Source organism: Oceanobacillus sojae, assembly GCF_900162665.1.
Classification (GTDB): domain Bacteria; phylum Bacillota; class Bacilli; order Bacillales; family Amphibacillaceae; genus Oceanobacillus; species Oceanobacillus sojae_A.
Window position 1 is genome coordinate 604983 of sequence record NZ_LT727813.1, and the last position, 13383, is coordinate 618365.

Here is a 13383-nt window from a genome sequence, read left to right on the forward strand (position 1 = left end):
TTCATTAAAAAACCGTACTATATCAGATGCAGAGATGCTTTTTTGCTTTCGTATTTGCTATTAAATTGCTAAAAAAGGACAGACCTATCCCGTCAGCTGCAAATAACGCAAATTTCGCACGGCAGTAATATAAGAATTCCATCCAGTCTCCGCACGATTTCTCAAGCCCTAAAAACATCTCTACACCCCCATTTCATTCATAAATTATATTCATTATATAGAAAATTTGTGCCGTCTGCAACTTTTCCCAGTTATTTGCTTGATTAACCGTATTTATTTTCCCGAAGAAGGTAACAGTTTTATTAAAAATAACTTAAAATTCTAAAATTATAATAGATATTCTTTTATTATGCGGTATACTCATAAAAAAGGAGGCTTAAAAATGCTGACACAAGATAAAGCAGTTCAGGACGCTATTTTATTTATTCAGCAAAATCTGGATAAGAATCTTTCCCTCTCCACGCTTGCTAAAGAGGCAGCTTACAGCCCATATCATTTTTCCCGTATGTTCAAGCGTCAGGTCGGCACATCTCCAATGTACTTTATTTCCAGCTTACGCCTGCAGCTTGCCAAAAAATTATTATTGGATACCGCATTCCCAATCCGTGATATAGGACTTGAAGTCGGACAGCAGAGCCTGGGAACCTTTACCACACGCTTTACAAACAGCATTGGAATGTCTCCAGCCTCATTTCGTGCTACCCGGCAACATTCTGAAGAATATATGACACATTTGAAGCAGAAAAGATCCGAAAATACAATAGTGAATGCTTCTTCTTTTCAGCAATTATCCGGATCCATTCAAACAGAAGAAGCCTTCAACGGAATTATTTTTGCCGGGCTGTTTCCTAAACCAATACCAGAAGGATTGCCCGTGCGCGGGACCTTATTAATGCATTCAGATTCTTTTCACATAACAAACATTCCCGTTGGCACCTACTTTCTGATGGCAACGGCTGTATCATGGGAAATGGATTCCAAAACGATTCTTATTCCACGTGAAACATTACGTGCGCGCCATCCCTATCCGATTTGTATTGACGGAAAACGCTCATTGCCCGAGACGCACCTTATTATGAGAAAACCGGAAATTACTGATCCGCCTATCCTTATCTCTCTGCCATTACTGATGAAGCATTTCCTGCAGCGTTCATCTATTTCTCATTAAATTTTTCAGTATAGAGCAATTGAGAAGAAATCTTATTGAGCAGCCGCTGCTATACTATAAAAAAAGGAGTGAGATAAGTTGACCATTTCAAAAGAGCTTATGGAAAAGTTCAATATTGCTTTTGCCAATGGAGATGTTGATTTTATTTTTGCATCAGCTGCAGATGATATTGTCATGAATGAGATTGGGCACGGCATCACTAAAGGGAAAGCAGCTTTCATTGAAAAAATGGAACCCATGCGTGATTATAAGGCGGACGTCTATAAGGTTTACCGGACATTAATTGACGGAGATACGGCTGTAGTAGAAGGTGAAATGCAGTTTGCAGATGAAGATGGGTTAGTAACTTACTATTTCAATGATTGGTATACTTTTAAGAATGGGAAAATAACAAATTTGACTGCATACTTAATTAAGCAAACGCAGGAAAAATAGGAGGAGAAATGTGATGTCGACAGGAGTATACGCATATATCACAATGGATGGCACAGGGAAAGAAGCGATTGATTTTTATAAAAACGCATTGAACGCTGAAGTATCAGGAGTTCAGACTTTTGGCGATTTACCTCAGAATCCGGAATTTGCTCTTCCGGATGAAGCAAAAAACCGTGTATTGCATGCCCAAATACAAGTAGGCAATACGTATTTTATGCTATCTGATTCATTTCCGGGCCAGCCTTTTGAAACAGGTTCACAGGTAAACGTCTGTGTGACTTTAGAAAATGCTGAGAAATCCAAATCAGTATTTGAAAAGCTGAAAACGGGTGGTGAAGTGCTTATGCCGCTTCAGGAAACACACTGGAGCTCTTCTTATGGTCAGGTAAAGGATAAATTCGGCATCACCTGGCAAATCTCAACTAATTAGCAGGAATGCATATAAGTTCATTTCATAACCAGATGAAAGAAAATATACAAACAGGCATCAAAAACAAATTATTTGAATTTTCCCCATCGCAAAGGTAGGATTTTAAATATAAGCGAAGGGAGAAGATATACAGATGACAAATCAAATTCCAGAAATCACATTACATGATGGGCTTCAAATTCCTTCTGTCGGCTTTGGTACGTACAAGCTGAAAGGAGAAAGCGGTGCACAGGCAATTAATCACGCTATTGCTAATGGCTATCGTCTGCTGGATTCCGCATACAATTATGAAAATGAAGCTACTGTTGGAGAAGCGATACGAAGATCCTCTGTGCCACGTGAAGAATTACTTGTAACATCTAAGCTTCCTGGACGCTACCATCATTATGATGATGCGATTGTTACCATTCAGGAATCATTGCTCCGGGCAAACTTAGATTATTACGATCTATATCTGATTCATTGGCCAAATCCAATTCAGGATAACTACGTTGAAGCCTGGCAGGCATTAATTGATGCCAAAAAATTTGGTTATATCCGCTCCATCGGTGTATGCAACTTCTTACCAGAGCATTTAGAACGTCTCAAAAAAGAAACAGGCATTTTGCCAACGGTAAACCAGATTGAATTACATCCGCTGTTTAATCAGGAAGAACAATTAAAATTCCATGAAGAGCATCATATTGCAACAGAATCATGGAGTCCTTTATCCAGAGCAAGTGACCTGCTTCGGGATGAAACATTACAAAAGATTGCTGATCAGCACAACAGAACTATTTCACAGATTATTCTCCGCTGGCATTATCAACTGGGCGCAATTGCTATTCCAAAATCAGCAGCACCATCCCGTCAAAAAGAGAATATTTCTATCTTTGACTTTGAACTAAGCGAGGAAGAAATGACAATTATTAACAGTCTTACAAAACAGGATGGGCGTTTGAAGGATCAGGATCCGGCTGTTTATGAGGAATTTTAAAAGATTTAACAGAAGACATGGTGAGTTCACCTGTAAATGAATAACCGTTTATACGAAAAGAGGCTGTAGTACACAATTAGATAATCGATTGTGCTGTAGCCTCTTTTATCTCTTCTTTTATTCGTCTTGAATATTGAAAAAGGAGTGGTTATGCAATGGCAAATATTACACGCGGTATTGACCATATAGGAATTACAGTCCCCGATGTTGAAGAAGCTACAACATTTTTCAAAAAAGCTTTTAACGCAAAAATTTCTTACGATAATAAGAAATTAGGTGACGAACCCCAGCAGGGTGAAGCTGTTGAAAAAACATTAGGTCTTAAAAAAGGCGCTAAAGTTATTCATATACGTATACTTTCTTTTGATAATGGTTCCAGTATAGAACTTTTTCATTATAAAAATACAGAACAAAGAGAACCTGTTATTGCTTCTGATTTGGGTGTGCAGCACTTTGCATTTTATGTTGATGATATCCAGCAAGCAGCTAAGTCTTTTGTTGAAGCAGGTGGAGAATTATTAACAGAACCAGGCGAACTGTTAGGCGATGTAGAAAAAGGAGCAGGAGATTTTGTTTATGGCCGTGCACCATGGGGCATGCTGATTGAGTTACTAAGCTACAATCCGGAGCAATTAGATTATCCTGAAGATAGTGAAGCAAAAAGATTTACACCCTAAAAAAGTACGTACATGTCCAGCTTTAATTTAAAATCTTTTATGTATTGTAATTAGTTTTGCTAACAATTCACTTGATAATATACAAGCAAGATATCCTTCATTTAATAATAAATAGGAGTGTGTAAAAATGACAAAAGTCGCAGTGTTAGTAGGATCATTAAGAAAAGAATCTTACTCCAGGAAAGTCGCGAAAAATGTAATGGATTTATTTCCTGATGGATTTGAAACAGAAATCATTCCGATTGGTGATTTACCATTATACAATCAAGACTTTGATGATGAAGGCAACCCTCCTCAATTATGGACAACTTTCCGTAAAAAAATAAAACAGTTTGATGCTGTTTTATTTGTAACACCAGAATATAACCGCTCTGTTCCCGGGGTACTGAAAAATGCTATTGATATTGGTTCCCGTCCTAAAGAAGATAGTGTCTGGAATAATAAACCAGCAGCAATTATCAGTAACTCTCCCGGACACCTGAGTGGATTTGGTGCCAATCATCATTTGAGACAGTCGCTAGTATTTTTTAATATGCAAGTCGTTCAGCAGCCGGAAGCTTATCTGGCGAATGTTGCGACGTTGTTGGGCGAAGACGGAAAAATCAATAATGAAGGCACGATTCAATTCCTCCAGACTTTTGTTGATACCTTTGTAGACTTAATGACAACATTTAAAGGAAATTAGTTTAACTTGCATCTAAAATAAATCAGAAAAAGGTTCTTGTCATCAAAAAAATGACTGGAACCTTTTTCTGTTCGGTGATTAAAAAACTTAGCAGTGCTATGCGTCAAATTCATAACTATGAGCATAAAGCTTGAACGTTCCATTCTTCAAACTTACATTAACAATAAAAATACTAAATAAACAATTGGAATACTGACCACAGATAGAAGTGTAGAGAAAAAGACCACCACTGCAGAAAATTCTACATCTCCCCCATATACCTGCGCGTACATACTTATCGTTGCCGGACTTGGAGTAGCAGAAAGCAAGCATGCTATCATAAACCATTCAAATGGAATGTGGAAGAATAACAATGGTAAAAAGAAGAGGATTGGGTACATAAGTAATCGGATAAACACAGCGATATAAACAAAAATATCCTTCATATATGCCATTGCTTTAGAGAAAGATACGGTTGAAATCATCATACCAATCATAATCATAGATAGAGGCACTGTCATCTGTCCGATGGTTGCAACCTGATCTATCATAAAAGCAGGTATTTTGATTGGAAAAATAAATAAAACAAAGCCAACTATTGTTGCTAAAAATCCGGGATTTTTTAAAATAAACATCACTTTGGAATCAGGGAGCTCCTCTGGATTCATGATATAAATCGCATATGTCCAAATTAGTATATAATAAATTAAATTAAATACAGAGGCAAAGAGTACTCCCTCCTGCCCGAACAGCTGCAAAATAATTACCATTCCTATAAATCCTTGATTTCCAAACAAAATAACATTTTCAAATACTGCTCTCCGGTTCGTCGAAAGCTTTAGTTTTCCGGTAATAAATCTGCTTAAAAAAAGGGTCCCTCCCATAATATAGATGGAAAGGACAAACATAACCAGGGCACCGTAAGCTTGTTCATATTGGAAGGGCATATGCATGGAGCTGATAATCAGACAAGGTAAAGCGACATATAATAATAATGTTGTAAACGCACGCTGACCATGCTCAGAGATCAGTCCCTTCCGCCTTATGATCCAGCCAATGGCGACAATTACGTACAGAGAGCCAATCTCGTATGCCAGTGTAAACAATGTATCCATGCCCTTCCACCTTCCTCTATAACATATCATTACAGATTATTCATCAAGTGGAAAACATGTGATATATGACTACTTGTCACTGCTGTTTCGATACTTTATTAAACTCTGATTTACTTGCTTTGTCATTCTATAAATGAATTTATAGAAGGGCGAATGATTCACCCGCCCTCTGCTGCTCTTATTTCCACCAATCATTATAGATGGAGGCAATCGGCTCACGTTTGTGCATCGTTTTAATATAGTGAGCTTCAATAACTTCTTTTGCTTCCTGAGACACTTCTTTACCTTCTAAATAATCGTCCACTTCTTCATAGGTCACACCTAATGCTTCTTCATCAGCTAAGGCTGGACGCTCGTCCTCTAAATCAGCGGTAGGCTTCTTCATATAAAGATGCTCAGGACAACCCAACTCTTTTAATAACTGCTTTCCCTGCCGTTTATTTAAACCCTCGAGCGGCGCAAGATCACAGGCTCCATCTCCATGCTTTGTAAAGAATCCGGTAATTGCTTCTGCTGCATGGTCTGTACCTAATACAAAGCAATTATGCATACCGGCAATACTATATTGAGCCTTCATGCGCTCTCGTGCTTTTTCATTTCCTTTTAAAAAGTCGCTGATAGTTATACCCGCTTCACGTAATGCTTTGTCGCTTGCGTCCACAGCTTCTTTGATATTTACTGTCAATACCTTCGAAGGCTGTACGAACTGAATTGCATCCTCCACATCATCCGCATCACCTTGTTTTCCATATGGAAGCTTTACGCCAATAAATTGATAAGATTCCTCTTCATTCTCCTCATTTAATTCATCGATCGCCAATTGGGCTAATTTCGAAAGTAGTGTAGAATCCTGGCCGCCTGATATTCCAAGAACAAAGCCTTTTGCAAAACTGAATTTCCGCAAATAATCCTTCATAAAATCAATACGGTTACGAATTTCTTCTTTTGGATCAATTTCTGGTTTTACATGTAAAGCTTTGATAACGGATTGCTGTAACTCGCTCATTTATAGACACTCCTTTATTAGAAACTACCTATTCACCTGTCTTATCGAATCGGCAGTTTTTTCACTTGGCTTACTGAATTTTTATCTGTTTTGCAGCTGAGCCGGGGCTGCTCGAACAACCGGAAACATCTGCTGCAAACGCTCCTTTTTATCATGGAACTAAAGATTTTGGTCCTGCTTTACTTGCTTCTTCACCATTTCAATATGCTCCATTTTGTTATTCCATAGTTTTATACTTAAATCAACAGGATATTCAGCCGGATAATTTGTCCGCTTATATTCATCCCAGAATAGATGAAGCTGGTTTTTCGCATAATTTTGTACATGCAGCAAACTTGGGCATTCATAAACAATTTCCCCGTTTACGGCAATATCATGATGCAGGTCAACTGCGTCAAAATTCGAAACCATTTTCTTATAATACGTATGAATCGGATGGAAAAGCATAATTTCCTTTTCCTGATTAGGATCTTCATCCTCTAGTGTCAGATAATCACCTTCCGTATGATGATTCCCTTTATTAATAATCCGGTAAACTTTTTTCTTTCCGGGCGTTGTCATCTTCTCCGGATTTCCAGACAATTTAATCGTATCCACCATTTCACCATGCTCATCCTCAATAGATACGAGTTTATAAACTGCCCCGAGTGCCGGCTGATCATATGCTGTAATCAGCTTTGTTCCGATTCCCCAAACATCAATCTGCGCATGCTGGGCCTGAAGACTTGCTATCGTGTATTCATCCAAATCATTGGAGACATAAATTTTTGCATCGGTAAATCCAGCCTCATCCATCATTCTTCTGGCTTCTTTCGACAGATATGCCAGGTCGCCGCTGTCAATTCGAATACCTTTAAAATCAATTTTATCTCCTAATTCTTTGGCTACTTTAATAGCATTCGGAACACCAGAATAAAGTGTATCGTAGGTATCTACTAAAAAGACACATTCACGATGACGCTCTGCATATTTTTTAAAGGCAACATATTCATCACGATAGGCCTGAACCATTGAATGTGCATGTGTACCAGATACAGGAATTCCAAATAATTTACCAGCCCGTACATTACTTGTTGCATTAAAGCCGCCAATATATGCCGCTCGCGTTCCCCATACAGCAGCATCCATTTCCTGTGCTCTTCTTGTACCAAATTCCATTACCGGATTATCCCTGACCAGTTGTCTGATCCGGGAAGCTTTGGTAGCAATAAGTGTTTGGTAATTCACAATGTTTAATAAAGCAGTTTCCAACAGCTGCGCTTCCTCTAGAGGAGCTTCCACCCGGACTATCGGCTCATTTGCAAAAACAATTTCCCCTTCACGCATGGATTTCAAAGAACCTGTAAATCGGAGATCGCGTAAATGATCAATAAAATCTTCTTTATAGCCCAGTTCCTTTAAATAGGTTAAATCAGATTCACTGAAACGGAAATTGTGTAAATACTCAATAATTCGTTCTAACCCCGCATATACTCCATAGCCATTTCCAAATGGGAGCTTGCGAAAATATAAGTCAAATACTGCATTTCGATTATGTATTCCATCATCCCAATACGTTTCAGCCATATTTATTTGATAAAGATCTGTATGCAGCATCAAGCTGTCATCTATATAATTCATTTCCGATTTCCTCCTGTGGGTTTATATGTTTTTCATTCTATTACCAAATAGATGAGAAAACAATATTATCATTAAATCGATATAACTGAGACGGTCTGAATGAATTCCGTTCTGTTTTCTTTAAGTTCCCGCCAGTATCAACAACTTTTTCCAGAAAAGATAACTTAGGAGCCTTGCCAAAAAATACAGATGTATTTGTAATTCTGGAATGATCAGATACAGTCATCAGTACACGCTGTAATTCAGATAAAGTAAATTCTTCAGGTAAAAAATTTCTTGCAACGGTCGAATGGTGCATATCCCATTCAATCAATGACACAGCATCTGCAATTATTTTTTGATGGTCGAACGCTAAAGGCAGCTGCTTTATTTCTTCCAATGAGAATAACTCGACTTCCTCTGCATCATCCGCTGCCACTCTATTTTCAAGCTGAAATTCCGGTACAATTGCATAATGTGCATTTGAAATAATCCAGCCGCGCGGGTCTCTTCCCCACGCATCATATGTTCCAAAATGCTTCAGGAATACATGATCAATTCCTGTTTCTTCTTTTAACTCCCTTGCTGCTGCCTGTAGAGCTGTTTCCCTTCTTTTGGCGTCAACAAACCCGCCGGGTAAAGCCCACTTGCCAGCTTCCATATTAGGTTTGCCTTCTGCATCTATTTTAGCCCTTTTAATCAACAAAAGCTTCAATATTTTCTTCGGAGGTTCTTTTTTACGCTGTTCTTTTGCTTCAGCGTTTTCGGAAACAATAGTGAATACAGCAATATCACTTTTATAACCATCCGGTGTGATGTATTTTGATTTGTTCTCCATTTTGTATTTTTCACCTCCAACGCATATTACAATTAGTAATTTGTAATTTTATAATTACTAATTATTATAATCAAAAGAAAAAGAATGTCAATCAATTAAGAACAGAAAAATGGGAAGCACCTTTGCCTCCCATTTTTTATCACAATCATTCCTCAGCATATTTAACGACTGCATCATGTAAGAGCGAAACAACCTCTCTTCCTGCACGGTCATTATAATATTTCGCAAATCGTTCATCTGCTAAATACATTTGTACCAAGCCTTTATGAGCTTCTGCAGAATAATTCGGCCATGAATACATCAGCCACTTTTTATGAAGTTCATACACTTCTTTGGCTTCCGGTGTATCCAAATCTTTTGTTTTTGCTAAATGCTCCAGTTTCGAAAATAATGCATCTTCTATTCTTTGCATCTCCTGAAAATCTGCTTCGCTGAGGTCCATAAACTTTTTATTCGATTTTTCAACTGTGTCCTTACCATATTTTTCTCTGATTTCTTCCCCATACAGTCTTTCGTTCTCTTCCAGACGTTCTTTCTTAAATCCTTCAAATTTTTCTTCTGCTGTCATTGTAATCTCTCCTTTTGTATATTGAATTGTTTTTCTCACAGTGGCTAACAGTTGATTTAACTTTTCTTTCTCTGCTTCCAGCTTTCGATGATGCTCTTCTAATGCAGTAAGCGTATGAAAACCAGGATCATCCAGTACCGATTGAATCTGCTCCAGCTTCATTCCTAAAGAACGGTAGAGAAGAATTTGCTGCAGCCGACTTAATTCTTCTTCTCCATAAATCCGGTACCCTGAATCGGAAAGCTCTGCAGGCTTTAATAAATCAATTTGATCATAATACCTGAGTGTGCGTGTACTGATACCTGACATATCAGCTACTTGTTTGATGGAATATTTCATTCCTTTTACCTCCCTTCAATTTCTAATATAGAGATTTACGCAGCGTAAAGGTCAAGGATTTTTTAATTTATACTAAAACCCATCTTAAATCAGCCTAAGATGGGTTTATCTTACCTTATTTTAAATAATTTCATTAAAAATTTGTCCGCCATTTAAATCGATAATCTTTAAACGGTTCGTATCTTTAATAAAAATCGTTTTGTATTTTTTCTGATTAGCATCATCGCCAATAAATAAAATACGTTTATGTGGATTATCCTCCACAACTTGAACAGAATCTTTTCCTGATGGAATTTGATTTTGAATAACTTCTATTTCTTTCAGTGCATCTACCCCTGTTTCTTCTTCAAAAGTCATTACTTCATTATCTTCTGTAAGTTCTTCCGCTTCTCCTGTGTTAGCATAGATTCCTGTTAGTAATAATGCTCCTGCTGCTGTCGATAGTAAAATTGCCTTCATTGGTAAAAACCTCCTTGATTTATTAACAATTACCAGTTTACCCGACTGCTTCTTATAATGTCCTTAGAGAAAAATGAGAATTCGCTGAGAGAGCCTGGCGGTTTATTTTCAGGGGGATAGGGAAAAAGATAGTATACTTCTTTTCTTTAATAAAACTTCTGTCAAAAGAAAGTTCTAAAAATACTTCAAAACGCAGTAACCAATTCAAACTACCAACACAGACGGAGGAACGAAAATGAACAAAATATATGATGCTATTGGTATTGGAATCGGCCCATTTAATTTAAGCCTTGCTGCTTTAACAAATGATTTACGGGAAGCAGACATTTTATTTTTTGAACAGGAGGCTTCTTTTGACTGGCATCCGGGAATGCTGCTAGAAGGGATGGACTTGCAAACACCATTTATCGCAGACCTTGTGACATTTGCAGATCCTACAAACCGTTTTTCTTATTTAAATTATCTTCACGAGCATAATCGGATGTATTCCTTTTTCTTTTTTAACCGCTTCACCATTCCCAGAGAGGAATACAATACTTATTGTAAATGGGTTGCTTCAGAATTAAACAATTGTCAGTTTGGACAATGTGTAACAGATGTGAAAGAGGTACCGGGTGAATTCTGTTATGCAGTTACAGTTCAATCCATAGAGGATGGCAGGGAAGAAATACATTATGCAAAACATATTATTTTAGGAACAGGCAGCATCCCAAATATTCCAGAAGCGTTACAAGGATTCCCGGAGGAGGAGATTACACACACCAGCCGCTATACTTATTTTCAGAATGCTTTAAAGCAAGGAAGCTCCATTATAGTTGTTGGCTCAGGGCAAAGTGCATCAGAGGTATTTTATGATTTATTAAAGGATCAAAAACACGGCGGTTATAAATTAACCTGGTTTACGCGTTCCAACGGAATTTTCCAGAAGGAGGATACCGGTCTGGGCAGAGAAGTATTTTCTCCTGAGTATATTGATTACTTTCATAACCTGGCAATGAAAGACCGGATGGAATCACTTGAAAACTTAAGTACTATCCGGAATGGTATAGATCCTAAGCTGCTGGAAAGGATTTATGAATTGCTCTATAACCGCTCGATTGAGTCTCCTTTGAATCAAGTAACTATCCAGACTAATACTGCAGTAAATGCAATTGAAGCACGAACCGGTTCAAAAGGAGAAAGCTACAGCCTTCAATGTGAGCAATGGCAAAAAGGAGAAAAATTTAATTATTTGGCAGATAAAGTTATTCTTGCAACCGGGTATAAACCGCATCTCCCAAAATGGCTGGATAATTTTCAGGAGAAAATAGAATGGGAGGATGAAAAAAGATTCCGGGTGACAGCAGATTATCGACTTGTTTTTAAAGACTCACGTGAAAATCAGATCTATACCTTAACAAATATTGAGCATTCTCATGGATCCAGTGCCACAAATCTTGGATTGTCGGTATTACGCAATCAAAAAATTATCAACTCCATTGCTGGCAGGGAAATCTATCCGATACCAAATCAGGCAGTCTTTCAGCAATTTGAAATGAAAAAATCATAATTACAGAAAAAAGATGCCAGGTATGTTTCATACATACTCAGCATCTTTTTTTCTACATCAAATCCATTTCCAGACGTACCATATCTATAACCTGTATTCCATTTTCAAATATCGGTTCCTCATAATGACGCAAAAAGAAGTCACGATCAATAGAAACCATCCGGAAACCGCATTTTTGATACAATGCCAGCTGGGTAACTCCTGAATTACCTGTTCCAATTTCTATCGTACGGTAATTTTGCTTCTTCGCCTCCTGAATAGCGTGCAACACCAGCTGCTTTCCCCAGCCTTGTCCATGATAACCTTCATCCACAGCAATATTTACGAGCTCCACTGTATCCGGTCTTGTCGGCAGAAGAACGTATACTCCAATAATATTTTCTTCCTTCTCCAGTACATAGCAAGTTCCCCTCGATGTATATTCACGGACTAATCTTTCTGAGGGATCTGCAAGCAATAACAGATTCATAGGCAACACTTCTTCTGCAAGTAACTGACGAATCATATTTTCCGCTCCTTTTTTATTAAATAGACTTGTTTCTTTTCTGTAATTCTTCTAATATTAGAAATTATATATCGAATATAGTATACCAACTTTTTCAATTGCAAAGGAGTTTAAAATGGATGTCATCACTGTCGCCTTAACAGTCGTTATGATGGGGCTTATTTTATTCATAGGAGCATTGGTCGCCCTGAAAAATACAATTACATATGAAGCGAAGCAGCTGTTTATGAGCGTTATTATTAATGTTGCCGTCCCATTTATTATTTTAAATGGTGTGTTCAATACTGATTTAACAGATGACGTCTTACACCAGGTTGTTCTAATGTTTATTTTCAGCGTCAGCCTTAATGTTTCAGCTGTTGGTATTTGTTTTTTATTTGGAAAAATCCTCGGCTTCTCTATGACAACATCAAAACAGCTTGCTTTACTTGCTGCGATTGGCAATTCTGGATTTATCGGCATTCCATTATGTGCTGCTATCTTCGGTCCAATCGGCGGTTTGCTTGCCGCTATTTTTGATGCGGGGCTGGATGTGGTGGTTTTCTCTCTGGGAATCTATCTGCTGCAAAGTGAAGACCGCTTCGAATGGAGACATTTAAAAGCACTTATAAACATGCCTTTAATTGCTATCAGCTTTGGACTGATTTTTGCATTCAGCGGCTGGGAAGCTCCAGTTATAATGAAAGATTTGGCCGGCATGCTCTCTGCATTGGCTGCCCCAATGGCTATGCTTTATGTCGGTTTTAGTCTGCCGGACCTTTTTCGCAGCAAACAGCCTTTATTTTTCCGTGAATTGTGGATGCCCTTAGTATGGAAACTGCTGTTTCTTCCCATTATAGTTATGTTTATGCTTTCCCTTTTGCCAATAGAGACAATGCTCAAAAATATATTAGTAATCCTTGCATCTATGCCGACTTTCATGCTCTCCGCTGTTCTATTTTCCCGCTATACTGATAAAGAACAGGATGCAGTCGTGACATCTGTATTTTCCACCTTACTTGCTTTGGGGACGATTCCATTTATCGCCTGGCTTTCTACTTTTTGGATTGGCTGAT

16 protein-coding genes are annotated in these 13383 nt (G+C 38.0%); 8 read left to right on the forward strand and 8 right to left on the reverse strand.

Features of this window, described 5'->3' with window-relative positions:
• Positions 1-22: 22 nt before the first annotated feature.
• Positions 23-178, reverse strand: a complete 156-nt coding sequence (locus BN1068_RS23760) for an RAxF-45 family protein (RefSeq protein ID WP_175637211.1) — start codon at positions 176-178, stop codon at positions 23-25.
• A 204-nt stretch (positions 179-382) separates the two neighbouring features.
• Here BN1068_RS23760 and BN1068_RS20305 point away from each other — a divergent pair, with 204 nt between their 5' ends.
• From BN1068_RS20305 to BN1068_RS20330, 6 genes are all read left to right on the forward strand, one after another.
• Positions 383-1168, forward strand: a complete 786-nt coding sequence (locus BN1068_RS20305) for a helix-turn-helix domain-containing protein (protein ID WP_077604646.1) — start codon at positions 383-385, stop codon at positions 1166-1168.
• Between the two features lie 78 nt (positions 1169-1246).
• Complete coding sequence (locus tag BN1068_RS20310; RefSeq protein ID WP_077604647.1) at positions 1247-1603, forward strand: nuclear transport factor 2 family protein; 357 nt, start codon at positions 1247-1249, stop codon at positions 1601-1603.
• A gap of 13 nt (positions 1604-1616) precedes the next feature.
• The gene (locus BN1068_RS20315) at positions 1617-2033 is read left to right on the forward strand and encodes a VOC family protein (protein WP_077604648.1); all 417 of its coding nucleotides are present in this window, start codon (positions 1617-1619) and stop codon (positions 2031-2033) included.
• 133 nt (positions 2034-2166) lie between these two features.
• Positions 2167-3009, forward strand: a complete 843-nt coding sequence (locus tag BN1068_RS20320) for an aldo/keto reductase (RefSeq protein WP_077604649.1) — start codon at positions 2167-2169, stop codon at positions 3007-3009.
• A gap of 155 nt (positions 3010-3164) precedes the next feature.
• Positions 3165-3686, forward strand: coding sequence for a VOC family protein (locus BN1068_RS20325; protein WP_077604650.1), 522 nt, complete (start codon positions 3165-3167; stop codon positions 3684-3686).
• Positions 3687-3813: 127 nt separating this feature from the next.
• Entirely contained in the window at positions 3814-4371 is a 558-nt protein-coding gene (locus BN1068_RS20330; RefSeq protein WP_077604651.1) for an NADPH-dependent FMN reductase, read from the forward strand.
• Positions 4372-4523: 152 nt separating this feature from the next.
• On the opposite strand, the gene BN1068_RS20335 is transcribed toward BN1068_RS20330, so the two are convergent.
• The 6 genes from BN1068_RS20335 to BN1068_RS20360 all read right to left on the reverse strand — a co-directional run bounded on the left by BN1068_RS20335 (position 4524) and on the right by BN1068_RS20360 (position 10274).
• Positions 4524-5465, reverse strand: coding sequence for an AEC family transporter (locus BN1068_RS20335; protein ID WP_175637212.1), 942 nt, complete (start codon positions 5463-5465; stop codon positions 4524-4526).
• A 178-nt stretch (positions 5466-5643) separates the two neighbouring features.
• Positions 5644-6471, reverse strand: a complete 828-nt coding sequence (gene nadE / locus BN1068_RS20340) for an NAD(+) synthase (RefSeq protein WP_077604653.1) — start codon at positions 6469-6471, stop codon at positions 5644-5646.
• Positions 6472-6630: 159 nt separating this feature from the next.
• Complete coding sequence (locus BN1068_RS20345) at positions 6631-8091, reverse strand: nicotinate phosphoribosyltransferase (RefSeq protein WP_077604654.1); 1461 nt, start codon at positions 8089-8091, stop codon at positions 6631-6633.
• Positions 8092-8131: 40 nt separating this feature from the next.
• Positions 8132-8908, reverse strand: a complete 777-nt coding sequence (locus tag BN1068_RS20350) for an NUDIX hydrolase (protein WP_077604655.1) — start codon at positions 8906-8908, stop codon at positions 8132-8134.
• A gap of 145 nt (positions 8909-9053) precedes the next feature.
• Positions 9054-9815 carry a MerR family transcriptional regulator gene (locus BN1068_RS20355; RefSeq protein WP_077604656.1) on the reverse strand — a complete coding sequence of 254 codons (762 nt, stop codon included), beginning with the start codon at positions 9813-9815 and terminating at the stop codon, positions 9054-9056.
• A 120-nt stretch (positions 9816-9935) separates the two neighbouring features.
• Positions 9936-10274, reverse strand: a complete 339-nt coding sequence (locus BN1068_RS20360) for a hypothetical protein (protein ID WP_077604657.1) — start codon at positions 10272-10274, stop codon at positions 9936-9938.
• A 235-nt stretch (positions 10275-10509) separates the two neighbouring features.
• Between BN1068_RS20360 and BN1068_RS20365 the strand changes: the two genes are divergently transcribed.
• Positions 10510-11823, forward strand: a complete 1314-nt coding sequence (locus BN1068_RS20365; RefSeq protein ID WP_077604658.1) for a lysine N(6)-hydroxylase/L-ornithine N(5)-oxygenase family protein — start codon at positions 10510-10512, stop codon at positions 11821-11823.
• Between the two features lie 52 nt (positions 11824-11875).
• Here the strand turns inward: BN1068_RS20365 and BN1068_RS20370 are convergent, their stop codons facing one another.
• Positions 11876-12328, reverse strand: a complete 453-nt coding sequence (locus BN1068_RS20370) for a GNAT family N-acetyltransferase (RefSeq protein ID WP_077604659.1) — start codon at positions 12326-12328, stop codon at positions 11876-11878.
• 115 nt (positions 12329-12443) lie between these two features.
• Between BN1068_RS20370 and BN1068_RS20375 the strand changes: the two genes are divergently transcribed.
• On the forward strand, positions 12444-13382 hold the full coding sequence (locus tag BN1068_RS20375) for an AEC family transporter (RefSeq protein ID WP_077604660.1): 939 nt from the start codon (positions 12444-12446) through the stop codon (positions 13380-13382).
• Position 13383: the final 1 nt, after the last annotated feature.